Annotated in this window: 19 protein-coding genes and 1 other RNA gene; 13 read left to right on the forward strand and 7 right to left on the reverse strand. The window is 69.4% G+C overall.

Annotated elements, in window-relative coordinates; genetic code table 11:
• The first annotated feature begins 156 nt into the window (after positions 1-156).
• Complete coding sequence (locus HV826_RS32235) at positions 157-4,548, forward strand: response regulator (protein WP_176420894.1); 4,392 nt, start codon at positions 157-159, stop codon at positions 4,546-4,548.
• Between the two features lie 161 nt (positions 4,549-4,709).
• Here the strand turns inward: HV826_RS32235 and HV826_RS32240 are convergent, their stop codons facing one another.
• Complete coding sequence (locus HV826_RS32240; protein WP_176420895.1) at positions 4,710-4,931, reverse strand: hypothetical protein; 222 nt, start codon at positions 4,929-4,931, stop codon at positions 4,710-4,712.
• Between the two features lie 189 nt (positions 4,932-5,120).
• Between HV826_RS32240 and HV826_RS32245 the strand changes: the two genes are divergently transcribed.
• From HV826_RS32245 to HV826_RS32275, 7 genes are all read left to right on the forward strand, one after another.
• Positions 5,121-6,059: a MoxR family ATPase gene (locus tag HV826_RS32245; protein ID WP_176420896.1), complete on the forward strand. Its 939-nt coding sequence runs from the start codon at positions 5,121-5,123 to the stop codon at positions 6,057-6,059.
• 16 nt (positions 6,060-6,075) lie between these two features.
• Positions 6,076-7,491: a patatin-like phospholipase family protein gene (locus HV826_RS32250; protein ID WP_176420897.1), complete on the forward strand. Its 1,416-nt coding sequence runs from the start codon at positions 6,076-6,078 to the stop codon at positions 7,489-7,491.
• A 100-nt stretch (positions 7,492-7,591) separates the two neighbouring features.
• Positions 7,592-8,539 carry a branched-chain amino acid transaminase gene (locus tag HV826_RS32255; RefSeq protein ID WP_163782382.1) on the forward strand — a complete coding sequence of 316 codons (948 nt, stop codon included), beginning with the start codon at positions 7,592-7,594 and terminating at the stop codon, positions 8,537-8,539.
• Positions 8,540-8,646: 107 nt separating this feature from the next.
• Positions 8,647-9,987 (forward strand): AAA family ATPase, encoded by a 1,341-nt coding sequence (locus tag HV826_RS32260; protein WP_176420898.1) that lies wholly within the window; start codon positions 8,647-8,649, stop codon positions 9,985-9,987.
• 116 nt (positions 9,988-10,103) lie between these two features.
• Positions 10,104-10,946: a Fic family protein gene (locus HV826_RS32265; RefSeq protein ID WP_240358231.1), complete on the forward strand. Its 843-nt coding sequence runs from the start codon at positions 10,104-10,106 to the stop codon at positions 10,944-10,946.
• A 153-nt stretch (positions 10,947-11,099) separates the two neighbouring features.
• Positions 11,100-12,221 (forward strand): bifunctional oligoribonuclease/PAP phosphatase NrnA, encoded by a 1,122-nt coding sequence (locus tag HV826_RS32270; RefSeq protein WP_176420899.1) that lies wholly within the window; start codon positions 11,100-11,102, stop codon positions 12,219-12,221.
• Complete coding sequence (locus tag HV826_RS32275) at positions 12,218-13,363, forward strand: cysteine desulfurase family protein (protein WP_176420900.1); 1,146 nt, start codon at positions 12,218-12,220, stop codon at positions 13,361-13,363. Before HV826_RS32270 ends, HV826_RS32275 begins: the two co-directional genes overlap by 4 nt.
• On the opposite strand, the gene HV826_RS32280 is transcribed toward HV826_RS32275, so the two are convergent.
• The 5 genes from HV826_RS32280 to HV826_RS32300 all read right to left on the reverse strand — a co-directional run bounded on the left by HV826_RS32280 (position 13,360) and on the right by HV826_RS32300 (position 18,266).
• The gene (locus HV826_RS32280) at positions 13,360-14,457 is read right to left on the reverse strand and encodes a HAMP domain-containing sensor histidine kinase (RefSeq protein WP_176420901.1); all 1,098 of its coding nucleotides are present in this window, start codon (positions 14,455-14,457) and stop codon (positions 13,360-13,362) included. The two genes, HV826_RS32275 and HV826_RS32280, sit on opposite strands and share 4 nt — an antisense overlap.
• Positions 14,454-15,920, reverse strand: coding sequence for an ATPase domain-containing protein (locus tag HV826_RS32285; RefSeq protein WP_176420902.1), 1,467 nt, complete (start codon positions 15,918-15,920; stop codon positions 14,454-14,456). The genes HV826_RS32280 and HV826_RS32285 overlap by 4 nt, the downstream gene beginning before the upstream one ends.
• Before the next feature lie 201 nt (positions 15,921-16,121).
• The gene (locus HV826_RS32290; protein WP_255217523.1) at positions 16,122-16,292 is read right to left on the reverse strand and encodes a hypothetical protein; all 171 of its coding nucleotides are present in this window, start codon (positions 16,290-16,292) and stop codon (positions 16,122-16,124) included.
• 103 nt (positions 16,293-16,395) lie between these two features.
• The gene (locus HV826_RS32295; RefSeq protein ID WP_176420904.1) at positions 16,396-17,394 is read right to left on the reverse strand and encodes a serine/threonine-protein kinase; all 999 of its coding nucleotides are present in this window, start codon (positions 17,392-17,394) and stop codon (positions 16,396-16,398) included.
• Positions 17,391-18,266 (reverse strand): tetratricopeptide repeat protein, encoded by an 876-nt coding sequence (locus HV826_RS32300; RefSeq protein ID WP_368671044.1) that lies wholly within the window; start codon positions 18,264-18,266, stop codon positions 17,391-17,393. Before HV826_RS32300 ends, HV826_RS32295 begins: the two co-directional genes overlap by 4 nt.
• Before the next feature lie 249 nt (positions 18,267-18,515).
• Between HV826_RS32300 and ssrS the strand changes: the two genes are divergently transcribed.
• From ssrS to HV826_RS32325, 5 genes are all read left to right on the forward strand, one after another.
• Positions 18,516-18,712: non-coding RNA, 6S RNA (gene ssrS, locus HV826_RS32305), on the forward strand.
• Positions 18,713-18,731: 19 nt separating this feature from the next.
• Positions 18,732-19,355, forward strand: coding sequence for a 5-formyltetrahydrofolate cyclo-ligase (locus HV826_RS32310; RefSeq protein ID WP_002639727.1), 624 nt, complete (start codon positions 18,732-18,734; stop codon positions 19,353-19,355).
• Positions 19,352-20,140, forward strand: coding sequence for a TIGR00282 family metallophosphoesterase (locus HV826_RS32315; RefSeq protein ID WP_163782390.1), 789 nt, complete (start codon positions 19,352-19,354; stop codon positions 20,138-20,140). Before HV826_RS32310 ends, HV826_RS32315 begins: the two co-directional genes overlap by 4 nt.
• 56 nt (positions 20,141-20,196) lie before the next feature.
• Positions 20,197-21,459 carry a tyrosine--tRNA ligase gene (gene tyrS / locus HV826_RS32320; RefSeq protein ID WP_176420906.1) on the forward strand — a complete coding sequence of 421 codons (1,263 nt, stop codon included), beginning with the start codon at positions 20,197-20,199 and terminating at the stop codon, positions 21,457-21,459.
• 97 nt (positions 21,460-21,556) lie between these two features.
• Positions 21,557-22,726, forward strand: coding sequence for an EndoU domain-containing protein (locus tag HV826_RS32325; protein WP_176420907.1), 1,170 nt, complete (start codon positions 21,557-21,559; stop codon positions 22,724-22,726).
• 38 nt (positions 22,727-22,764) lie between these two features.
• Here HV826_RS32325 and HV826_RS32330 read toward each other — a convergent pair.
• Positions 22,765-25,271 (reverse strand): alpha-2-macroglobulin family protein (locus tag HV826_RS32330; protein WP_368671045.1); only part of this gene is annotated, 2,507 nt, incomplete at its 5' end.

Here is a 25,271-nt window from a genome sequence, read left to right on the forward strand (position 1 = left end):
CCGCCCACCCGGCCCCCTCAGGCCGTTCGGAAGTCGTCGTCCGTGGCAAGAACTCGTGAGGCAGCCAACCGAGCTGATCCTGGAAACTTTCCAAGGGTCGCACCCGCCCGCTAGGATGTTCCGGTTTTCACAGCACTTTTCCGGGACAAAGGCTTCATGGAGCGTCGGGTCCTCATCGTCGAAAGCGATCATGAATTAGCGCTCAGCATGGCCACCGTGCTCAAGGGCTCGGGCTACCAGACCGCCCTGGCTGAGACGGCGGCTGACGCGCAGCGTGAGCTGGAGAAGCGCCGGCCAGACCTGGTCGTCCTCCGTGCGGAGTTGAAGGATCAGTCCGGCTTCGTCCTCTGCGGCAACATCAAGAAGGGCAAGTGGGGCCAGAACCTCAAGGTGCTCCTGATCTCCTCCGAGAGCGGCGTGGACGGCCTGGCGCAGCATCGTCAGACACCGCAGGCGGCCGACGGCTACCTCGCCTTCCCGTTCGCGCTGGGCGATCTGACCGCATTGAGCCACGGCATCGTGCCGCCCGGCACGGATGACACCGGCGCGTCGCTGGAGGCCGCGCTGAACGGGACGCGCGAGGCGCCCCCGCCCATGCCTCCGTCGCTCAAGGCCGCCGCGGGTGGGCCGCCGAAGCTGCCCAAGCGCGAGCGCCGCAGCGCGATGACGGAAGAGGACCGCGCGTTCCTCGACCGCACCTTCCAGTCCATCGCGGACCGCAAGGCGGAGCTGCTCGCCGAGTCCCGCCAGCTCAAGCGTCCGCCGCCGCGGCGCGAGCTGATGGGCACGCCGGAGGGCAAGATTCAAATCCTCCGCGACGAGCTGAAGACGCGCGAGGCCCAGCTCGCCCGCCTCTCCGAAATCTGGAACGTGCGCGAGCGTGAGCTGCTCTCCGGCGAGGACCGCATCCACGAGAAGGACGTGGAGCTCCAGGGCCTGAAGATGCAGGTGGATGACCTGCTGCGCCGCTTCAATGAGGCCCAGCAGGCGACCATCCAGAAGGAGCGCGAGCACGGCGCCACCGTCGACGACCTGCTCCTCCAGAAGTTCTCCGCGGAGAAGGACCTCATCGAGGTCGTCGCCTCCAAGGAGAAGGACATCAACCTCCTGCGCCGGGAGGTCTCCCGCGCCGAGGAGGAGCTGAGCCGCCGCGCCAGCGAGCTGGAGCACGGCCGCAACGAGTACGACAAGCTGGAGAAGCACCTGGGCGTCGTCACTCTCGAGTTCGAGGTCAAGGAGCAGAAGCTCCAGGACACCGTCCTCGCGAACGAAGGCGAAATCGCGCGGCTGACGAAGCGCGGTGACGACTTCGAGACCGAGCTGAACCGCACCATCAGCGAGCGCGACGAGCGCTTCGCCGAGCTGGACGGTGAAATCCAGGCCCTCCAGGAGCGGCTGCAGCAGACCGAGCAGGAGCGCGACGCCACCGTGCGCGGCCTGGAAGCCCGCGCCACCCGCGCCGAGGAGCACGGCACCCAGGCGGACGCGGAAATCCACCGGCTCAACGCCGAGCGCGATGCGCTGGAGGCGAAGCTCAGCCAGCAGGTCGCGGACCTGGAGACGGACCTTACGCGCACCACGGGCGAGCGCGACCAGCTCCGGCTGGACAAGGACGCCCAGGAAGCCGAGCTCACCCAGCGCATCGAGGAGCGTGACGCGAAGCTCGGCACGCTCGAGCGCGAGCTGTCGGAGACCATCGCCCGGAACGAGCACACCGAGGCGGAGCTCAACGCCAACATCCAGCAGCAGCTGGAGCGCATCGGCGAGCTCGAGGGCGAGGTCGAGGCCGCCAAGGCGCACCTGGAGGACCGCGAGGCCGAGCTGACCGCGGAGCTCCAGGCGCTGGGGCAGGCCAAGGACGAGCTGGAGACGGACCTCAACGACCGGCTCCAGGCCCTCTCCCAGGCGAAGGACGCGCTGGAGGCGGACCTCTCCCGTCAGCTGGAGGAGCTGCGCTCCGCCAAGGCCGAACTGGAAGCGGACCTCACCGGCCAGATTCAGGCGCTCACCTCGCAGCTCGAGGAGACGCAGCGGCAGCTCGATGACTCGCAGCGGACCGGCGAACAGCTCTCCGCGCGCGTGGCCCAGTTGGAGGACACCGTCACCCAGCGCGAGGCCACCATCGAATCCCTGCAAGGGGACGTGGCCACGCGCGACCAGCGCATCTCCGAGCTGAGCGGAGACCTGGAGGCCACCAGCCAGACGCTGACGCAGACGCAGCAGACGCTGGCGCAGACGGAGCAGCAGCTCGCCGACACGCAGCACACCCTCGCCAGCACCGAAGGCACGCTGGCGGAGACGCGCGGCGAGCTGGACGCCACCAGCCAGACGCTGGCGGACACGCAGGCGCGCCTCGCGAACACCGAGGGCACGCTGGCGCAGACGCGCGGTGAGCTGGACGCCACCAGCCAGACGCTGGGCCAGACGCAGCAGACCCTCTCCGACACGGAAGGCGCGCTGGCCGAGACGCGCGGCGAGCTGGACGCCACCAGCCAGACGCTGGGCCAGACGCAGCAGACGCTGGCCCAGACCGAGGACACGCTGGCGCAGACGCGCGGCGAGCTGGACGCCACCAGCCAGACGCTGGGCCAGACGCAGCAGACACTGTCCCAGACGGAAGGCGCGCTGGCGCAGACGCGCGGCGAGCTGGACGCCACCAGCCAGACGCTGGCGCAGACACAGCAGGCGCTGGCGCAGACCGAAGGCACGCTGGCGGAGACGCGCGGCGAGCTGGACGCCACCACCCAGACGCTCCAGCAGACACAACAGACGCTGGCGCAGACCGAAGGCGCGCTCCAGGAGACCCGCGACACGCTGGCCCACACCACCCGCGAGCGCGACCAGCGCACCGCGGAGCTGGCCGACCTGGGCGCCGCGAAGGACGCGCTGGAGCAGGACCTCACCGGCCAGATTGGCCAGCTCCGCGCCGAGCTGTCCGAGACGCAGGGCCACTACGAGGCCGAGCGGGCCGCGCACGAGAAGCTGGCCGCGGAGACGAGCGCGCACATCGGTGACCTCACCAGTGAGCGCGACGGCCTGCGCTCCGAGCTGGAGGCCACCAGCCAGACGCTGGAGCAGACCCAGGGCCAGCTCGCCTCCACCCGCGACGCGCTCGCGCGCGAGCAGCACGCGCACCAGGAACACCGGAAGGCCGCCGCGAGCACCCAGGCCACGCTGGAGGGTCAGCTGGCCGAGGCACGCGCCCATGGCGAGGACCTGGGCGAGCACCTCACCCTCACCAAGCACGAGCTGGGCACGCGCGTCGCCGAGGTGACACAGCTCACCGCCACGCTGGCGCAGACGGAGAACACCCGGGCCCACCTCGAGGAGCGGCTGCACACGCTCACCGAGGAGTCGCAGCGCCGCGAGGAGCTGCTCCAGAACGACCTGACGCAGAAGGGCACGGAGCTGTCGGACACGCTCCGCAAGCTCACCCACGTGACGCAGGAGAAGATGCGTCAGGCGGAGGTGCTCAACCGCGAGGTCGCCACCCGCACCGAGCAGCTCAAGGCCCTGGAGGCCAAGCTCCAGACGCAGGCCACCGAGGCCCGCCGTCAGGCCGAGGGCCTGGGTCAGCAGATCGCCGGGCTCAACGAGCAGCTCGAGCAGGGCCGCAAGGCGCTGGCGGGCCGCGAGGACCAGCTTCGCGCCGCGGGCGCCGCCCAGCAGAAGCTCACCGCCGAGCGGGACGGGCTCGCGGGCCAGGTCCAGCAGGCCGAGGCCCGGCTCCAGCAGCAGGCCCAGCAGGCGAACCAGGAACGCGCCGACGCCAGGCGGGCGGCGGATGAACTGGCCGCGAAGCTGGCCAAGGCCGAGCAGCGCATCGCCCAGCTCACGCAGGACGCCCAGACGCAGGCCACCGAGGCCGACGCCAGGGCCAAGGACCTCCAAGGCCAGCTGAGCACGCGGGCGAAGAAAATCCAGGACCTGGAGCTGGCGGTGGAGAACGCGCAGGGCGCCAAATCCCGCGCGGAGAAGGAGCTCAACGCCAAGGTGGCCGCCGCCGAGAGCAAGGCCCACGAGGCCACCACCCGCCTGGCCTCCGCGCAGAAGGAGCGCAAGGACCTGGAGGCGCGGCACGCCAAGGAGCAGGAAGAGCTCGCCGCCAAGCAGAAGGCGGAGCTGGAGCGCCGCGACGCCATCAAGGTGCAGGAGGTCACCCGCCTGCAGCAGTCCGTGCAGGAGAAGAGCAAGGCCCTCAAGGTCGCCGAGCTGGAGCTGGCCCGCTACAAGAGCAAGTCCACCACCGCGGCGGCCAAGGCCGCCGCCAAACCCGCGGCGCCCCAGGACGACGACCTGGCCGTGAGGACGCAGCTCAACCAGGTCATCCCGCCCGCCGCGGCCCCTGCTCCGGCGGCCCCGGCGAAGAAGCCGGCCGCCAGGCCTGCGGCCCAGGCCGCCGCGAAGAAGGCCCCTGCCCCGGCTCCCGCCCAGCCGGCGGCGCTGAGTGACGAGTCCGAGCCCACCGACCGGACCCTGCTCATCCAGCTGCCCACGACCAAGGAAGACGACGACTGGACGGCCCTGGTGGACGAGCTGGACAAGTAACGGCGCCGGGACTCCGGCACCCCGCCGGAATCCCGACGGCCCCGGCCTCGGAACCCCGAGGCCTCAATGAAGCGGCCCTGACATCCGTGCCCTGGTCGGGCAGGTGTGTCAGGGCCGTTTCAGCTCCCACCCAGGAGGCGTCGAGCGGCGCCCTCGCGCGCTCAGAGCGCGGCGCGTGCCTCGCGGACCAGCTCCTTGAAGTGGAGCGTGGAGACGACGTTCCGGAGTGACACCACGCGGCCCCCACTGTGGGCCTCCTCCTGGGCACGGCGCCAACGGCTGCGGAGTGTGCGCAAGGAGACGTAGGCCAGCAGGAGCGGGAAGCCGCCCGGAAGCAGGACGACCGCCACCATCATCACCATCCGCAACCACGCCCACGCCATGACCGCTGACCTCCCTGAGTACCGATTCGAGGCCATGAGATGCACGACGTGTGCCCACGGTGCGCAGAATATTTCCCTCCGGAGTTTCGCAGGGTTGCCCGGCGGCGAGGCGGACGGGCCACGGAGATGACGCCGGAACCCTGGCATTTTTGCCGCAGTCGCCTGGAGGGCCTCGGTTAAGTTCACCGGGTGAGCACCCCTTCGACGGTTGAGAGCCACGCCTTCACCAGCGTGGAGGACGCGGAGAAGCGCCTGGAGCAGGTGGGCTACCTGTCGTCGCCGGAGATCGCCACGGCGGCCTTCCTGGCGGACCGGATGGACAAGCCCATCCTGGTGGAAGGCCCCGCCGGCGTCGGCAAGACGGAGCTGGCCAAGGCCCTGGCCCAGGCGCTGGGCCGCGAGTTCATCCGGCTCCAGTGCTACGAGGGCCTGGACGAGGCGAAGGCCCTCTACGAGTGGGAGTACGCCAAGCAGCTGCTCTACACCCAGCTCCTCAAGGACAAGATTGGGGACATGGTGCAGGGCACCACCACGCTGGCGCAGGCGGCGGACCGGCTGGCCTCCAGTGACGCGGTGTTCTTCTCCGAACGCTTCCTGCTGCCCCGCCCGGTGCTGCGCGCCCTGCTCTGCGAGCACCCCGCCCTGCTGCTGGTGGACGAAATCGACAAGGCGGACCCGGAGTTCGAGGCCTTCCTCCTGGAGGTGCTCTCCGACAACGCCGTCACCATCCCCGAGCTGGGCACCTTCCGCGCGAAGCACGTCCCCCGCGTGCTGCTCACCTCCAACGCCGCGCGCGAGCTGTCCGACGCGCTCAAGCGCCGCTGCCTCCACCTGCACATCGACTTCCCGGACCGCGAGCGCGAGCTGCGCATCGTCCGCTCGCGCCTGCCCCAGGTGCCCCAGGTGCTGGCGGAGCAGGTGGTGGAGGCGGTGGCCGCCATCCGCTCGCTCGACTTGAAGAAGGCGCCCTCCATCAGCGAGACGCTCGACTGGGCCCAGAGCCTGGCGCTGCTGAACGCGGAGCAGCTCACCGCCGACGTGGTGGCCTCCACGCTGAACCTCGTCCTCAAGTACGAAGGCGACATCGAGAAGGCGAAGTCCAACCTCTCGCAGATCGCCCAGGCGTGAAGGGCCCTCGAAGCGCGTGCTGCTGAAGGAACGCTTTCAAATCACCCGGCCGCTCGAGGAGATGGAGCTCCGCCTGGTGCGCGCGTCGCTGGCCAACGCGGCCCTGGTCGACCCGCGCGAGGAGGCCATCCTCCGCACCGCCCTGTCGCTGGCGCGCCTCTACAAGGTGCGGCACGACGGACGCGACGTGGGCGTGGGCGCGCTGCTCACCCCGTTTCGCGAGGAGGTGGAGCGCCGCCTGGGCCCCATCCTCCAAGCCCCCTTCCCGCCCACGAGGGATCGGCTGATGCCGCACGTGAAGGACCTGCGCCAGCACGCCGCGAAGGCGCGCGACACGGTGGCGCAGCGGCTGCGCGGGCGCGTTCCACCCGAGGCGCTGGACCGGGAAATCCGGCAGAAGGAGCTGGTGCTCGTCACCGGCGGCGGAGGCGGGACGGCCTACGTCTACCTGGGCGCGATGAGCCTCCTGGATGAACACGGCCTGGAGCCGCGCCTGCTCGCCGGGACGTCCATGGGCGCCATCCTCGCCATCATGCGCTCGCGCCTGACGCGCTTCGACCCCACGGACATGATCAACATCGTCCGCGGGCTGTCCTTCCGGAAGCTCTTCCGCTTCATCTCCACGGAGAGCCGCTATGGCCTGCCCGCGGCGCTGCGGCTGTTCCTGCGCGCGGGGCTGGGCCGCTTCTTCGGCGCGGGGCCGGAGAGCAGCGGCATGCGGCTCAGGGATTTGCCGGTGCCCACCCTCATCGCCGTGGGCGGCATCCGCCGCGGCATGCTCCCCCGGCCGCTGGAGTACTACGAGCGCCTGCTGGGCGTCAGTCCGCTGGGCCTGCTCAACCCCGCGGGCGTGGCGCGCCGCATCCAGGCCGCCATGGGCGCCATGGCCGAGCTCTTCACCCGTCCCGAAATCACCGCCCGCCTCTACCTGGGCGCGGACGACACCACCGGCGACTTCGACGCGCTCGACGCCGCGGGCTTCTCCTCCGCGCTGCCCGGGGTCATCCACTACGACGTGCTGCGAGAGGACCCGGGCATGCACACGTTGGTGGAGGGCCTCATGGGCCAGCACGGCGTCGCGCGGCTCATCGACGGAGGACTGGTGGACAACCTGCCCGCCAAGGAGGCGTGGAAGGCGGTGGCCCGGGGCCGCATCGGCACGCGCAACGCGTTCATCCTCGCGCTCGACGGCTTCGCCCCGAAGCTGACCACGCCCTTCTGGCTTCCCCTCCAGCGGCTGGCCGCGATGACGGTGACGCCGAACCTCCCCTATACGCACCACGTCAAACGCTTTCCGCGAACACTGTCGCCGCTGGACGTCGTACCGTCGGTGGAACTGGCCTCGAAGGCGCTACACTTCGGCAGGGCGGCACTGGCGGAGGACATCCCGTTCCTCCGTCGGATGCTTACCCCCCTGCCACCGGTGCTGTGACTCTTTTCGGGACGAGAAACACGCTTTGACCTCATAGGTTTCGCTGGCTAGAAGGCCCGGGCGGTCCCACCCCTCAAACATCCAGGCGAAGGAACATCGAATGAGCTCGACCTCGAGTAGTGGCGTGCGCGCCGAGCAAATCTGGCTCGACGGCCGGCTGATGAAGTGGGACGAGGGCCACGTGCATCTGATGACGCACGCGCTTCACTACGGCCTGGGTGTCTTCGAGGGCATCCGCGCGTACAAGACGCACGACGGACGGCTGGCCGTCTTCCGGCTGCGTGAGCACATCCGCCGGCTGCTCGACTCGGCCCACATCATCATGCTGAAGATTCCGTACACCGAAGACGAGCTCTTCGACGCGTGCGTGAATCTGCTCCGCGCGCAGAAGGACCTGTTCGCCAACGGCGCGTACCTGCGGCCGGTGGCCTTCATGGGCGACGGCGCCATGGGCCTGGGCGCGGTGAACCCCACCCGCACCGCCGTGACGGCCTGGGATTGGGGCGCGTACCTGGGCGACAAGGGCATGAAGGAAGGCATCCGCGCCAAGGTCAGCTCGTACACGCGCATGCACGTCAACGTGAACATGGTGCGCGGGAAGATTACCGGCCAGTACGTCAACTCCATCCTCGCCAAGCGCGAGGCGGTGATGGCGGGCTACGACGAGGCCATCCTCCTGGACGTCAGCGGCTTCGTGGCCGAGGCCTCCGGCGAGAACATCTTCCAGGTGAACAAGAAGGGCATCATCAAGACGCCCCCCCTGTCCTGCCCCATCCTGGATGGCATCACCCGCGACACGGTGCTGCACATCCTGCGCGACAGCGGCCGCACGGTGGAGGAGGTCACCTTCACCCGCGACGCGCTCTACATCACCAACGAGATCTTCTTCTGCGGCACGGCGGCGGAGATCACCCCGGTGCGCGAGGTGGACAACCGCCAGGTGGCGGACGGCAAGGTCGGCCCCGTCACCCGGCACGTGCAGGACATGTACTTCCGCATCGTGCGGGGCCAGGAGCCGAAGTACGCGGACTGGCTCACGTACGTCTGAGCCGCCCCGCCGCGCCCCCCTCTTCGGCCTGGGAGGGGGGCGGGCAGCCAGGGAAGACGCCACGTCCCGCGCCCGAGCACGCCTTGAATGGGCTAGAACGGGGCTTGATGGCTCCTCCCGCTGGCTACGACTACGACGACAATCCGTTCAAGCTTGAGAACCCATCCATCCTCGACATCGCTCCACCGGAGCCGAAGTCGGTGGAGGACACGGGGCTCAAGATGGGCATCCTGTCCGACATCGCCCTGAAGTACCTCTATTACTCGGGGACGGGCACGGGCATGGGCATCGCGGACGAGATGCGCCTGCCGTGGCCGGGCGTCATCGAGCACGTGGTGGACTTCATCGCCACGGAGAAGCTGGTGGACCTGCGCGGCGGCAAGGGCTTCGGCCGCGCGTCGGTGGAGTTCATCCTGTCGGAGAAGGGCCGCGAGTACGCACGGGACGCCCTCACCCGCACCACCTACGTGGGCCCCGCGCCGGTGCCGATTGAGCAGTACAACGCGCTCATCACCAGCCAGACGGAGGAGACGCCCGTCGTCAGCCAGGAGGAGCTGGTGATGGCGCTCAGCCACCTCACCGTCCCCGCGGAGCTGATGGACAAGCTGGGCCCGGCGGTGAACTCCGGCCGCTCGCTGTTCCTCTACGGCTCCCCCGGCAACGGCAAGACGAGCCTGGCGGAGGCCGTCTCCAACATGTTCGGCGGCGAGGTGTTCGTCCCCCACTGCCTGGAGATTGGGAATCAGATCATCCAGGTCCACGACAGGCTCATCCACACGCCGGTGTCGCTGGAGGCCGGCGGGGATGCCTCCGGCCGCAGGCAGACGTTCGAAATGGACAACCGGTGGCTCGTGTGCCGCCGGCCCTCCGTCGTCGTGGGCGGCGAGCTGACGCTGGCGATGCTGGACCTCATCTATTCGGAGAGCACCCGCTTCTACGAGGCCCCGTTCCAGGTGAAGGCCAACGGCGGCATGCTCCTCATCGACGACTTCGGCCGCCAGAAGGTCCACCCCACGGACCTGCTCAACCGGTGGATTGTCCCTCTGGAGAAGCGGGTGGACTACCTCACCCTCCACACCGGCAAGAAGTTCGAAATCCCCTTCGATCAGCTCCTCGTCTTCTCCACCAACCTGGACCCCAAGGAGCTGGTGGACGAGGCCTTCCTGCGCCGCATCAAGTACAAGATTGAGGTCGGGAACCCCGACGAAGAGGCTTACCGGGAAATCTTCAGTCGCGTCTGCGAGGCAGCGGGAATCCCGTACGTGGACCAGGCCGTCACGTACCTCATCGAGCACTACTACAAGCCCCGGAGCATGGAGCTCCGCTCGTGCCACCCTCGGGACCTGGTGAGCCTCATCCGGGACGCTGCGCGCTACCGGCAGATGCCTCCGGCGCTCTCCAAGGACCTGCTCGACCAGGCGTGCGAGGTGTTCCTCGTCAATCTGTAATGATTTCGTTGTTACAACCGCGCGGAATTTCTAGAATCCACGCGCCGTTGTACCGCTCGGCCGCATGCTTCGAGTACCGCCCGCGGCGGACCCGCAGCGAGAAGGAGCCGCAGTCCGTGAAGGAACGCTACCAGGACATCGACGAGAAGAACGAAACGCTGCGTGGGTACCTCGACATCTACAAGGACAAGCCTGACGCGCGCGAGTTCTTGGACAAGATGGAGATGTCGTGGATCTACCACGACGCCGCGCTGGAGGGAGTCGTCTACACCCATCAGGAGCTGATGGCCGCGCTGTTCCCGCATCGAACCAGCGCGGAAGCCTCCATGATTCCGGTGGTCCTCGAAATCCGGAACCACAAGGCCGTCTGTGACTTCCTCCGTGAGGAGGCAGCGGGCGCCAGGAAGCAGGCGCAAATCACGCTGACCACCATCAAGCGAATACACGACCTCTTCCTGGGCAACACGCCGGAGGCCCAGACGGAGCGCGCGCGCATGGAGCGCCGCGAGCGCACAGAGAAGGAGCTGGCCAAGGAGCGGGACAGGTCCGGGCTGCGCAAGGACATGCCGCTGCACCGCACGTACTTCCACGACATCTCCCAGCCGGCGAAGATCCAGCCGGAGTTGGAGAAGCTCGTGGACTACACGGCCAGCGCCGAGTTCCGCGAGTTCCACCCCATCAAGCAGGCGGCCACGGTCCAGCACAAGTTCGTGCAGATCTTCCCGTTCACCGAGCACAGCGGGAAGGTGGGGCGCATGTGCAGCAACCTCATCCTGCTGCGCAACGGCTACATGCCCGCCGTCATCCACTCCATCGACCGGCAGCGCTACTACGAGTCCTTCCGGGGACCCGTGGCGGGCTTCCGCACGGTGCTGATGGACGCGATGGAGAACTCGCTCGACAACGGGATGAAGTACTTCCGGGACTTGGGCCGCAAGTTCAAGGCGCTGAACAGCTAGCCCACGTCCCACGGCGGCCCGGCGAGGGGGCGCGCAGGCTCACGCGCCTCCCGCGCGCCGTGAAGAGTCCGGGGTCCGTCGACACCATTGGTGTGTTGGCAACAGACCCCGGATTCTCGAATCCCAGGACGGGAGGAAGTAAGAAGAATACCCATGCCCGTGACACAGTCCCTCAACAGCCGCCGCGGAACCGGAAACTCGGGAGGCGAGCTGACGGAGCCCCCGCCAGCGCGGCTGGCCCATATGCCAGCCCGAGACAAGCTGGAGCGGCTCCTGCGAGTGGCCCAGGGCCACCACAAGGCGCTCATCCTCACCCACGACAATCCGGACCCGGACTCGCTGGCGGCGGCGGTGGCGCTGGCGCACCTGCTCGAGCGCAAGGCGGGGCTGAAGGCCCACGTCGGCTACGGAGGCATCATCGGCCGGGCGGAGAACATCGCCTTCGTGAAGGTGCTGCGCCTGCCCGTCTCGCACGTGTCGACGCTCGACTTCGACGAGTATGACTTCTTCGGGCTGGTGGACACGCAGCCCAAGGTGGGCAACCACTCCCTGCCCGCGCGGCTGGAAGCGCACGTGGTGGTGGACCACCACCCGCTGCGGCAGGAGAGCCTGGAGTCCCCCTTCGCGGACGTGGGCGGCGACTTCGGCGCCACGTCCACCATGCTGGTGGAGTACCTGCGCGCGGCCCGGCTGGAGCCCTCCGTGGAGGTGTCCACCGGCCTGTTCTACGGCATCAAGGCGGACACGCGGGATTTGGGCCGGGAGACGACGCCCACGGACGTGGACAGCTACCTGTGGCTGTTCCCGCGCATGGACAAGACGCTGCTGGCGCAGATTGAGCATCCGGAGCTGCCCGCGCGCTACTTCCAGCTCTACCACACGGCCTACGAGCGGGCGAAGGTGTACGGGACGGCCATCGTCACCGACCTGGAGGAGGTCTACTCCCCGGACATGGTGGCGGAGGTGGCCGAGCGGCTGATGTTCCTCGAAGGCATGAAGTGGTCGCTCGCCTTCGGTTCGTACCGCAACCAGCTCTTCCTCAGCTTGCGCGTGAAGGACCGGCGGATGAACGCGGGGCGCCTCATCCGCGAAATCTGCGAGGACTACGGCGGCTCCGCCGGCGGCCACGGCAGCATGGCCGGGGCGCGGCTGCCGCTTTCCGGGAAGCTGGCGCAGCGCAAGGCGCTCAAGCGCGAGCTGGTGGCCAAGTTCCTGGAGGCGTTCGGCGTCGCCGACGAGCGGCCCGTGTCGCTGCTGTACGCGCAGGACTCGTGACGTACTGGGACTACAACGCGGCCGCGCCGGTGCGCCCGGAGGTGGCGGCGCGGCTGTCGCGCGCCTTCGCGTCCAGCGGCTTTGGCAACGCGTCCAGCGTGCACCAGGAGGGCCGCGCGGCCCGGGCCCGGCTGGACGCGGCGCGGGCGAAGGTGGCCCGCGTGCTCGGCTGCGAGCCGAAGGAAGTCAGCTTCACCGGCTCCGGAAGTGAGGCGGACGCGCTGGCGCTCGTGGGCGCCTGGCACCTGCGCCCCCAGCCCGAGCGCCGGCGGGTGGTGACGTCCGCGGTGGAGCACCCCGCCCTGCTGGGCGCGGTGGCGCAGCTGGAGCGGGAGGGCGCCCACGTCGTGCGGGTGGCGCCCGGTCCAGAGGGGCGCGTGCGCGAAGCCGACCTGCTGGAGGCCCTGACGCCGGACACGGCCTTGTGCTCGTTGATGTGGGCCAACAACGAGACGGGCGTGCTCCAACCCGCGCGGGAAGTCGCGCTCGCGTGCCGACAGCGCGGCGTGCTGTTCCACACGGACGCGGTGCAGGCCGCGGGCAAGGTGCCCTTGTCCCTGCGCGAGGTGGATGCGGACCTGCTGTCCCTGTCCGCGCACAAGTTCGGCGGCCCTCCTGGCGTGGGCGTGCTGCTGGTTCGCAAGAGCGTGGACGTCCGCGCGCTCACGCCGGGCCACCAGGAAGGCGGCCGGCGCGGGGGGACGCAGAACGTGCCCTATGCGGAGGCGCTGGCGCTCGCACTGGAGCTGGCCGCCGAGGAGCTGCCGGAGACAGCGGCGCGGCTGACGGCGCTCCGCGACGCCTTCGAGCGCGAGGTGACGGCGCGACTGCCCGGGGTGCACGTCAACGGCGGCGCGGCCCCGCGCGTGCCCAACACCAGCAACCTGCGCTTCGACGGCGTGGAGGGTGAGTCGCTGCTCATCGCCCTGGACCTGGAGGGCATCTGCGTGTCGTCCGGCGCCGCTTGCGCCTCCGGCACGCTGACGCCGTCGCATGTCCTGCGGGCCATGGGCCTGTCGCCCGCGCAGGCCCGAGGCAGCCTTCGCTTCAGCATGGGACCCGGTACGACGGAGGCGGACGTGGCGCGCGTGGTGGACGCGCTCGTCCTGCATGTTCCGAAGGTCCGCGCGCTGGCCGGCTAGGACATGGGGCGCCGGCTCAGGGGAAGCCGGAGATGGAAGGTCGACCCCTCGCCCAGCGCGGACTTCACCGACAACGAGCCCCCGTGCAGCTTCGCCAGGGAGGAGGCGATGTAGAGGCCCAGGCCATGGCCCTGGGCAGGCTCGCCATCCGCCCGCTGGAAGCGCTCGAAGACGGAGGGAAGCGCCCCCGCCGAGATGCCGATGCCCCAATCCCGGACGTGGATGTCCGCCAGCCCGGGGTGCAGACCGAGGCCCAATTCGACGCGTCGTGTCTCGCCCCCGTACTTCACCGCGTTGGAGAGCAGGTTGTTGAGCACCTGCCGCACCCGCTCCCCGTCGAAGGGAAGGAACACGGGCTCCTCGGCGCCCCGGAGCGCGAAGTCCACCTGCGGTTCCAAATCACGCCACTCCTGGATGAGCTCCCGGAGGAAGCCAGCGATGTCCCCCTGGCTGGGCCTCAGCTCCACCTTGCCTTCGGACAGGCGCGAGGCGTCCAGGATGGAGGAGATGAGGTGGTTCATCCGGTCCAGTTGCCGCAGGACGGCCTCCGCCGAACGGACCTCGTCCTCCGCGCCCCGCTTCTCCACCTTGCGCAGCAGAACCTGGGCGTTGAGGCGGGCCGAGGAGAGCGGCGTCTTCAGCTCGTGAGCCACCCAGTTGAGCACCTCCTCGCGGGCCAGGATGGGCCCCCTGCGCGTGTACGAGGAGGCCTTCGGCTCGGTGAGGGTGGGCACGGCCACGGGCGGACGTTCGCGAAGGGCGTTGGTGACGGCCTCCTCGAACGTGTTCAGGTCCACCGGCTTGGCGAGGAAGACGTCCGCCTCCTCGCGGCCCGCGGGCCGCGCGGCGCTCAGCAGCACGAAGGGCACCGACGAGAGGCTCGGCTCCGACCGCATGGCGCGCAGCAGCTCCATGCCCGTGCGGTGGGGCATCATGTGGTCGCTGACCACCAGGGCTGGCGGCTCCGTGCGCGCCAACATGAGCGCGTCTTCTCCATTGTGGGCCCGGATGGCGCGGTAGCCGAGCGCCTCCACGACCTCGGCGAAGACCTCGAGCAGGGCTTCCTCGTCCTCCGCGATGAGGACGCCGCTCATTCCACGGCCCCGATGCTCGTCCCGAGCGGCCGGGCCTGCCCCGTCAGCAGCCCCTCCGCGGAGCGCAGCGTGTCCAGGACCTTCATCCCCGTGTCGGCGATCTGGAACTCGCGCAAGTCGTTGTCGTACTTGCTGTCGCGCATCTTCAGCACCGAGAGGAGGCGGTGGATGCGTCCGCGCAGCTCCACGTAGCGCAGGAGGAGCAGGTTCTCCCCGAGGGTGGCGACGGGCGCGTCGCTGAAGTCGAGCTCCGTGCCGGCTACCTTGGAGACCTCTCGCGTGTACAGCGTCGTCACCCCCGCCCGGCGCAGCTTCTCCGCGAGCGCGGCCAGGAACAGCGGCCTGCGCTCCCGCTCGATGATGGCCTGCTCCAGCGTCGTGAGGCCATCAATGACCAGCCGCTTCACGTTCAGCCGCGCCACCTCCTGGAGGATGCGGTCCATCACCAGGTCCGCCTCCAGCTCCATCGGAGGGATGTACAGGTAGGTGAGCATGCCGCTCTTCACGCAGCGCTCCACGTCCAGTTGGATGCGCCGCGCCCGGGCGGCGAGCGACGCCGTGGAGTCATGGAAGGAGACGAAGAGGGAATGCTCTTCCCGTCGCGCGCCCTCCGCCGCGAAGTGCGCGGCCAGCAGCGTCTTCCCGATGCCCATGCTTCCGGCCAGCAACGTGGCGCTCGTGCGGGGCAGACCGCCCTCCATCAAGACGTCCAGCTCCGGCAGCCCGAAGCTGGCGCGCTCCTGGGGCGGGGCCACGTCCTCGCCCGTGGGCTCCAGGGCCTCCAGGCGCGGGATGAAGGACACCCCGTCCCCGTTGATGCGCATCAGGTGCTCGCCCATCAGGTGTGGCCGGCCGCGCAGCTTCACGACCTCCACGCGGCGCATGCGGCGGGCACCGTGCTTCGACACCGACAGTGAAACCAGGCCGTCCACCGTGGTGGCCTCGGGCAGCGTCAGCAGCTTCTCCAGGGGATATTCGGTGGTGAAGAGACCGACGCAATCCGCCGCGGCCAGGCCAATGCCCAGCTCGTAGAGGAACTCGCGCAGGCGCGCCTCGTCCTGCCAGAGGTCCCGGATGGCGCGAAGGCCATCAATGAAGAGCAGCTTCGCGCCCCGCTTGCGCGCCGTCTGGATGATGAGGTCCCGCGTCTCCTTCGCGCCCTGCTTGAGCGACGAGTAGGCGCTCATCACGAAGAGCTTTTCGTCCAGCAGCTCCTCCTTGAAGAAGCTGAAGCTGCTCAGCTCGCCCACGAGCTTGTCGTGGGGTTCGGACGTGACGGTGACCACCACGACGGGCAGGCCTCGCGCCGCGGCCAGGAAGGCCAGCTGGCTGCACAGCACCGTCTTCCCGCTGCCCGGGTCTCCGGCCACGATGATGGATTGTCGCCTGGGGATGCCTCCGCCCAGCAGGGTGTCGAAACTTGGGATGCCCGTCGCGAAGAGCGACCACGTCCGGTGATCCATTCAGGATCCATCGCTTGAGCTGGCGGGTGAGGGAAAGCGCGCGACGCTCAACCGCCAGAAGGAGCGCGCGCAGGAACACTTTCAGCGCGCTCCGTTTTCGAGACCTAACAATCCGGACGCGCGGGGCCAAGCCTCCGCGTCGGACTTCAAGGCCCGATCACGCGCCAGATGCACGCTGTTGGACAGGTGTGAAGCGCGTCGCTACCAGGACTGTTCCGGGAGCGGCTGCTCGCGGACGTCCTCGTCGGGCTGCCCGTAACCGGGCATCCCGTCCTCCCGGGCTTCATCCGCCTTGGAGGTCCGCGGACGCTCGCGCTCCTCGGGCTCGGGTGCGGACTGCTCCGGCTTTGGCTGCTTGGGCTCGTTGGCCATGTGAACTCCTCCTGCACGCGACACCGCGCGGCGGAAGGAAAGGTCGTCATCGTCCTGGACGGCGGGCAGGGGCGGTCGAGCGGACAACGGGGTGCCCGCTCCCCTACCCCGCGCGCGAGCCCGGCGTCGGCGGCGACTCTCCGGGCGGCGGCGTGGCGCGCACCTCGTCACTGGCGCCGAAGAGGCCGCGCACCACGGCGGCGATGGCCAGCGGCGTGCCCACGCGCTCGTCGTAGTGGGGCGCCAGCGCCTGGGCGAACTCCTCCGCCGTCGGGAAGCGGTCCTCGGGACGCTCCGCGAAGGCCCGGGCCACCACGGCCTCCAGCGCCTCCGGGATGTCGGGCCGCAGCTCGCGCAGGGGCCGGTACTGCCGGGCACGGATGGCGTTGAACACGGCCTCCGGCGTCGGGCCCGTGAAGGGGCGCTCCAGCGTCAGCAGCTCGTAGAGCACCACCGTGGCCGCCCACAGGTCGGCCTCCGGGCTGACCTCGCCGAGCAGCGATTCAGGGGACAGGTAGTAGGGCTTGCCCAGCACGTCGCCGCCCTGGAGCTTGCCGTCCACCAGCACGCGCGACACGCCGAAGTCGCCCAGCTTGATTTCCCCCACGCGGGAGATGAAGACGTTGGACGGCGACACGTCGCAGTGGACGATGCCCAGCGGCTCGCCCTGGGGCCCCGCGGCGGAGTGCGCGTACGCCAGCGCCTCCAGCAGCACCTTGCCCAGGTACACCGCGAAGTCGAGCGGCAGCGGAATCCCGCGCACCTTGCAGCGCCGGAGGATCTGCCCCAGGTCGCGGCCGTCCACCAGCTCCATCACGATGAAGTAGATGCCCTCCAGCTCGCCGGCATCCAGCACCGTGACGATGTTGGGGTGGTGGAGCTGCTTGGACAGCTGCGCCTCGCGCGCGAAGAGCGCCACGGACTCTGGATCCCTCGTCAGCGCGGGCAACAGGCGCTTGAGCGCCACCGTCCAGCCCTCGCGCGGACCGGACAGCACCCGGGCCCGGTACACCTCCGCCATCCCGCCCTTGCCCAGCACGGAGAGGACTTCGTAGGTGCCGAAGACCCGCATGGTCTTCGGCGGGGATGTCGGCTGGCTCACGGCGTGGAGTTTCCGGCCCCCGCCGGCGGGCGGCCGAGGATCCGCTTTCGGGTCCGCTGCTGCTGCATGAGCGCTTCAAGGTCCTTGATGTCCTCGCGCAGCGCCTGCTCCGCGACCGCCTCCGACGCGCGGCCCGCGGGCACCCAGCCCAGGTCGAAGGCCCTGCGCAGGGACTCGCGCGAGCGCGCGCGGCTGCCCTCCCGGAGGTACGCGTAGGCCAGCCACAGGTGGACGTCCGCGCGCCCCAGCCCCTTGCCCGCCTCCAGCGTCTTCACCGCGCGGACCACGTCATTGAGCGCCAGCTGGCTGGCCCCCAGGCCCACCACCGCGGAGGCGTTGCGCGCGTCGCGCGACAGGACCAGCTCGAAGTGGCGCTGCGCCACGCCCGCGTTGCCCGCGGCCAGTTGACGCTGCCCCTCCTCCAGGGGTGACACCTCGCCCTGCCGGCCCAGCCCCGCGGCCACCTGCGCCGCTGAGGAGTTCGCGCCGTCCGCCACGGCCGTGGTCGCTGAAGCCGCGCGCGCCGGCTCCACCGCGTCCGCGTCCCGGGACAGCGGCCGCAGCAGCAGGAAGGAGTCGTTCTTCAACACCGGCGAGCGGCACCCGTCCTTCAGGCGGAACAGGGCCGTCATCACCCCATCTTCCGGGTTGAACACGACCAGCGCGGGCTGGTTCACCCGCGGCTCACAATGGGGACCCAACTGGCAGAGCAACACCTGGCCCACCAGGACGTTGTCCTGGAACTCGCCAGAGAGCACCTCCGTATCGGGTTCGAATCCGCAGGGTCCGCCAGTCGCGAACCCCACCAGCCGGTCTCCCTGCATGCGCAGGGACACCGCGCCATAGGAGTCCCCTTGATAGGCGTTCGACACCGTGGGCGGTCCCGCCCACGCGAGGCCGGAGGCAACGGAAAGAACCGTCGCAAGACCCTTGTTCAATAGCGAGGGCGGCATATGTGGGTGGATTCGGGCTCTTTCCATCATAGAGGCCCCGCGCCTGCCTTGTAAACGCGCGAGGATGCCTTGACCCCGCCGCCCCCCGTCCTTATCATTTCCAAAGACTCTGGCGGGAATTCCCAATAGATTCGAGGATTTGCAAGCACTGTAGCTTTGTTCAAGGGCTGTCCCCTGCGGGGCGCGTGATGCTCGGCAGAAATTCGAACCGATACGTCCATTCCGGGGTCCGTTTCGGTCTCCATGTGCAAGCCCTCCCCTCTCACGAGGGATGAGGGAAGCCTGCGGAGACATGATTTCGGTCCCCACCTGGCTTTTAGAGGGTTCAATGGACGCCGGGCACACGGCCATGCTGCGGGGGACTTTTTCTGTGGAGCGGCGTCGGTGAGCGAGACGGTGGTGGAAGAGGCGGCGGCGAGGAAGCAGACCCTACGCGAAGAGCTCACGGCGCGCCGGAAGGCGATGACGCCGGATCTCATCGATACACGGGGTCTCAAGGTTCAGTCTCGGTTTCTGGCGGCGCCGTATTATCAGAAGGCGCGCACGGTGGCGCTGTACGCCCCCATTCGGGGGGAAGTGCCAACCCGGGATATCCTGATTGCGGCGTTGCAAGACGGCAAGATTGTCTGCTACCCGCTCTCCCATGTTCACGGGCGGATTCTTTCGTTCCGTGCCATCAAGTCGGAAAGCGAGCTGGAGCCGGGGCGGTTGGGGGTGCGTGAGCCCACCAACTCCGCGGACCTCATCGCGGTGGACCAGATTGACCTCTTCGTGGTGCCGGGCCTGGGCTTCACCCGGGAAGGCAAGCGGCTGGGGCGCGGGGGCGGTTACTACGACGCCACCCTCCGCGCGGCCAGTCAGCGCAGTCGTCGGGTGGGCCTGGCCTTCAATGACCAGGTCGTCCCGGTGCTGCCCACGACTGGGGATGACGTCGACATGGACCTGGTCGTAACGGAGTCTGAGTCCCTGCGCGGCCTGTACCGCGACTGGGACTTCCTCGATACGTGAAAGTCCTCTTCATGGGAGACGTGGTGGGCCGCCCGGGACTCCAGGCGGTCCGCACGCTCCTTCCAAGGGTCCGCGCGCAGCACGGCGTGGACGTGGTGGTCGCGAATGCGGAGAACAGCGACCAGGGCTCGGGCATCACTTCAGAGACGGCCCACTACCTGCTCGACAGCGGCATCCAGCTGCTGACGAGCGGTAATCATTTCTACTCCAAGAAGGCCATCCTCCCCTGGGTGAAGGAGCATCCGGACCTGCTCTTGCGTCCGGCCAACTACCCCAAGGGCACGCCGGGCAAGGGCCACACGGTGGTGAAGCTGCCGGATGGGCGCGCGCTGGGCGTCATCAACCTGGAGGGGCGCGTCTTCATGCGCACCGAGGCCAGCCCCTTCGAGGTGGTGGAAGGGCTGGTGGAGGAGCTGCGCCAGCAGACGCCCTGCATCCTGGTGGACATGCACTGCGAGGCCTCCAGTGAGAAGAACGCCATGGGCGTCCACCTGGATGGGCGGGTGTCCGTGGTGGTGGGGACGCACACGCACGTGCAGACGGCGGATGAGCGCATCCTCCCCGGCGGCACGGCCTTCATCACCGACGTGGGCATGTGCGGACCGCTGGACTCCGTCATCGGCATGAAGAAGGAGTCGTCGCTGACGCGCTTCCTGGGCAAGCCCGCGCCCTACGAGGTGGCGGAGCGGCTCGTCTACCTGCAAGGCGTGGTGGTGGACATCGACGACGCCACCGGCCGGGGGCGGAGCATCCACCGCGTCCGGGAGCACCTGCCAGGCACCTGAAGCCCGGTGGAGGAAGTGCGTCCACGGCTGGCGCACTTCGGGTAGCTTGCGGCGCCATGAATCCGGACGCGCTGCGCAAGGCGACCCCCGAGGAGCAGTTCGAAGAAGTGACCCGTGGCACGGTGGACCTCCACGTGCCCGAGGACCTGAAGAAGAAGCTCCGGTACTCGTATGACACGGGCAAGCCGCTGGTCATCAAGGCGGGCTTCGACCCGAGCCGGCCGGACCTGCACCTGGGCCACTCGCTGCTGCTCACGCGCATGCGGCGCTTCCAGGAGTTCGGCCACACGGTGGTGTTCCTCATCGGGGACTTCACGGGGTTGATTGGCGACCCGACGGGCCGCAACGCCACGCGCCCGGCGCTCACGCGCGACGAGGTGAAGGCCAACGCGGAGACCTACAAGCAGCAAGTGTTCAAGGTGCTGGACGAGGCCAGGACGCAGGTGCGCTTCAACTCCAGCTGGCTGGACACGCTGGGGACGGAGGGCATGATTCGCTTGGCCTCGCGCTACTCCGTGCAGCGCATGCTGGAGCGCGACGACTTCAAGAAGCGCTTCCGCGGCGAGGTCTCCATCTCCATCCACGAGTTCCTCTACCCGCTCCTGCAGGGCTACGACTCGGTGGTGCTCAAGGCGGACGTGGAGCTGGGCGCGACGGACCAGCTCTTCAACCTGCTGGTGGGCCGCCAGTTGATGAAGGAAGAGGGCATGGCGCCGCAGGTCATCATGACGGGCCCCATCCTGGAGGGCCTCAACGCGAAGGCGGTCGACGGGAAGATTGTCGGCGACAAGATGTCCAAGAGCCTGGACAACTACGTGGGCATCGACGAGCCGGCGGACACCATCTTCGGCAAGTTGATGAGCATCACCGACGACCTGATGTGGCGGTACTGCGAGCTGCTCTCCGCGAAGACGCGGATGGAGCTGGCGGAGATGCGCGCCCAGGTGGAGTCCGGCGCGCTGCACCCCAAGGCGGTGAAGGTCGGCTTCGCGCAGGAGATGACGGCGCGCTTCCAGGGCGAGGAGGCCGGGAAGAAGGCCGCCGAGGACTTCGAGAAGCGCTTCGCGAAGAAGGAGCTGTCCACGGACGAGCTGCCCCTGGTGGAGGTCTCCCTGGGGGGCGCGGAGAAGCTGCCGGTGACGAAGCTGCTGCCGGAGACGAAGCTGGTGACCTCCGCCACCGAGGCCCGCAAGCTGATGGCGCAGGGCGGCGTGCGCGTCAACGGCGAGAAGGTGCAGGACGCCAAGGCGGAGCTGGGCGCCGGTGAGTACACGGTGCAGGTGGGCAAGCTGAAGGTCGCCCGCGTGAAGCTCGGTTGAATCTCCGGCCGGTGACGGCCGTCGCAGGCGCAGGACGAGCCCCCCTGCCCCTCCCTCCGAGGGGCATGGTGGGGACTGCTGTAGACTCCCGTGCGCCATGCGTCTCTCCCTCCCGTGTCTCGCCCTGTTGCTGGTCGCCTCGCTGCCCGCCCTCGCGGGCCGCGGCGTCTTCGTGTCCGACGTCACGGTGGACGCCGTCGAGCAGCCCGAGTCCCGCCAAATCGTCTTCACGGTGGAGGCCGGGAGGCCCTACCCCCTGCTCAAGAAGGGCGGCCCCAAGCGCGCCTGGTGCAAGCTGAGCGGCGCGTCCGCCGAAGGCTGGGTGTTGTGTGAAGGCGCGCCGGAGGCCACCGTGCCCGCGGCCCCGAGCGCGGCGGCCCTGGTGGCCGCGGACCGGGCCCAGGGCCTCGCGTCGCGAGCGGCGGCCGGGGAGGGACAGGCGACGTCCAGCGGCCGGCAGGTGGTGCTGAAGGGCCCCGCTGGCAGCGCGGCTGCTCGGACGGCGGACGGGAGCGCTGGTGCGTTCGACGAGGAGCAGGCGGGCCCCTCGGAAGCGACGGCCGCGAGCTGGAAGCCGGCCACCGGCTGCGCGACGACGTGTGACAGCGCGCCGCTGTTCGTGAAGCCGCCTCCCCTGTCGGCCATGGACCGCGAGGTGTTGGCGTTGTGCCCCGCGCGTCCCGACGTCAGCGTGAGCGAAGGCGACGTGCGGCGCTTCCTCTCCCGCCACTACGACGACCCGCGCCTCCAGCGGGCCTTGTCCGTGGCGGGCCGGCCCGGCGCGCGGCAGGCCAACCTCGACTGGCTCACGGGCCTCTGGGTCAGCACCGGGCCTCGCAACGCCTTCACGCACGTCTTCTGCGGCGACGACTGGCAGCGGGGCCCCATTGGCGGCCTGCACTTCCTGCCGCGTTATGCCCAGCTCGAGGCGGAGGGCCGCCTCTGCTACCAGGGCCCGGCGCGCGGCGACGCGGCCTTGAAGGGTGACGCCTACACCATCCGCTTCAAGGGCATGGCCCCCTGGTCCTGCGGGAAGAAGCACATCGGCGGCTTCTCGCGCTCGCCGGACGCGGTGGGCATCCTGTCCATTGGCACGCGCGCCTTCGCCCGCTGCTGCGCGCGCGGCGGGGCCAAGAAGGAAGGCGGCGTGTATTCGGCGCCGGACCTGGGCGGGACGAACTGGCGCGTGTGGTGTGGCACGCGCAATGGCACCTACGGCATCGCCACCCTGCACCCTACGGACGACAAGGCCACCTGCGGGGAATGAGCCCGGGATGAAGGACCCACTCCCCGCCGTGGGCCGCGCTACTTCGCCGCGCCCACCGTGAGCACCGCCCCGGCGGAGTACGCAGTGAACTCCGGCGCGTACATGGACTGCACGGTGGCGGGGCCCACCTTGAACTGGCCGGCCATGTTGGCGCGCAGCCGGTACTTGAAGGTGTACTCACCGGCGGGCAGCTGCTCGAAGAAGAAGTTGGTGCCGGAGTCCCGCGTCTCCTCGTACCAGACGATGCCCAAATCCCAGCGGTGGCGGGACTGCACGTTCTCCGGCTCCAGGCCCGCGGCGCGTGGGTCTCTCAGGTGCACGTACTCCGCCGCGTGCTTCGCGCGCAGGGAGAGCTGCACCTCCACTTCGTCTCCGGGGAGCACCACCGCGCCCTCGGCGAGCGGCACGAGCAGGGCGTCCCGCCCCTGCCGCTCACGCAGGAAGTAGCGCCGCGACACCTGGAAGAAGTCCCCGCGGTCGCTGTCCGGCAGCTTCTCCGTGGAGAAGTGCCACGTCGCAGACGCGAAGGCGAAGCCCGGCGTCGTCTTCTCCACCACCACCGAGCTCATCGTCGCCGGATTCAGCTCCGGACCGGGCACGACGACCTGGTTCTTCTTGCCCGTGTACTCGTCCGGGGCGAAGGACATGCGCACCACGCGCGGGCCCACCGTCACCTGGGCGTCCTCGCGCACGCCCAGCGCGCCCTCCGCCTGGAGGTACTTCACCAGCGCGTACAGCGACTCCGCCGTGGCGCGGGTGGACTTCCAGTGGTTGAGCTTCTTGTTCAGCAGCAGCCACTGGACCAGGCCCTCGCGGCGCGCGTCCTTCGGATTGAGCTCCGTCAGCGTGCGCAGCGCGAAGGCGTGCGTCTCCGTGGTGTCGTTGTACCAGAGCCAGCTGCGGTCCTCCTGCGCCCAGTAGGTGCCCAGCTCGGGGCTCGTCTTGGCGGAGTCCATGACGCTCTCCCAGACACGGTGGGCGTCCGCGTCGCGCCCCGCGCGCTTCAGCGTCAGCGCCAGGTAGCCCTTGAGGTAGGGCGAGTGCTTCTTCCAGTGCTTGTCGCTGAACGCGAGCATCCGCTCCCGCTCCGCCGCGGTGAGCGCATCACCGGTGTAGCTCGCGTTCGGGTACGCGGAGGCCGTGTAGTTGAGGAAGGTGAGGAACTCCCAGCCGCGGTCCTCCTTCATCAGCTTCGTCGCGTACTCCTCGCGGAAGTGCCGCGCCAGGTAGCCCCAGGCGCCCCGGGTGATTTCCGGCGGGACCTCCACGCCGAACTCCATCGTGCGGGAGAGGCCATGCACGATGTAGAGCGTCATGTACGGCGACGGCGGGCCCCCCGGCCACCAGGGGAAGCCGCCGCTGGACGTCTGCGCCTTGCGGAGCTTCGCCAGCGCGGACGTGCGCTCGGCGGCGGCGACCTTCGGGTCCAACACCTTCACCAGACCGGCCTCCGGCCCGGCGCCGCCCTTCGCCAGCTCCAGCCAGGGCGTCTCCTCCAGCGCCATCTTCCGGTTGGGGTCCACCGCGTCCCACGTCTCCAACGAGGTGGGGCGCTCGCTCAGCTTCTTGGCCATCCGCGCGACCGACGGGTACTGCCCGTACAGGCTGGACAGGATGCCCGTCGAAACGAAGCGGTTGAGCGTCTGCTCCGTGCACTCGTAGGGGTAGTTCACCAGGTACGGCAGCGCCTGGAGCGCCGAATAGAAGAGCTGCGTGTCCACGGTGACGACCAGCTGCTCGTTCACCCGCGTCGGGTCGCCTCCCGCGCGCAGGTCCTCGAACCGCATCGTCTTGGAGTCCTTGCCCTTCAGCGTCACGAAGCGCGACTGCGCCAGGTGCATCCGGCCCGGTAACACCGGCAGCGGGCGCAGCTCACCATCACTGTGGTTCTCCGCGCGCGCCTCCACCCGGAAGGCCACGGGCCCCACCCGCGTGGGCGTGGTGAGCGGGAAGCGCAGGCGCGTCCCCTTCCCTGCCTCCACGCGGAAGGCCTGCGACGCCTGTTGGACGCCGAAGTCCGACAGCACGCTCTTCTGCAGCTCCAGGTCCTGGATGTCCAACGTGAGCGTGCCCTGCAGCGGGCGCGACGCCGCGTTGTTCACCATCACCTCCAGCACCGCGCGGTCGCCCTCGCGCAGGAAGCGCGGCACGTAGGGGCGCACCATCAGCTCCTTCACGCTCCGGGAGGTGCGCTGCAGCGAGCCGCCCTTCAAGTCACGCGTGACGGCGTGCACCCAGACGCTCCACGCCGTCACCGAGTCAGGCACGGTGAACTCCAGCGTCGCCGAGCCATCCTTCCCGGTGAGCACCTGGGGCGCCCAGAACGCCGTCTCCGCGAAGTTGGAGCGCAGCGGCTCCGGCGCGTCCGGGGCCGCGCCCTCGTGGTCAGCGCGTTGCTCCGTGACTTCCATCATCTTCCTTTCGGCCCGGCCAGACACCTCCGCGGGCGGCGGCGGGGGCGGCGGCGGCGCGCCCCGAGCCGGCGCCGAGGCCCTGGGCATGGCCGCCCTTGGCGCGCCGCCCTCCCACATGCCCCCCATCCCAC

Origin of the sequence: Myxococcus sp. AM010 (assembly GCF_013372585.1) — a bacterium.
GTDB classification, from domain to species: domain Bacteria; phylum Myxococcota; class Myxococcia; order Myxococcales; family Myxococcaceae; genus Myxococcus; species Myxococcus vastator.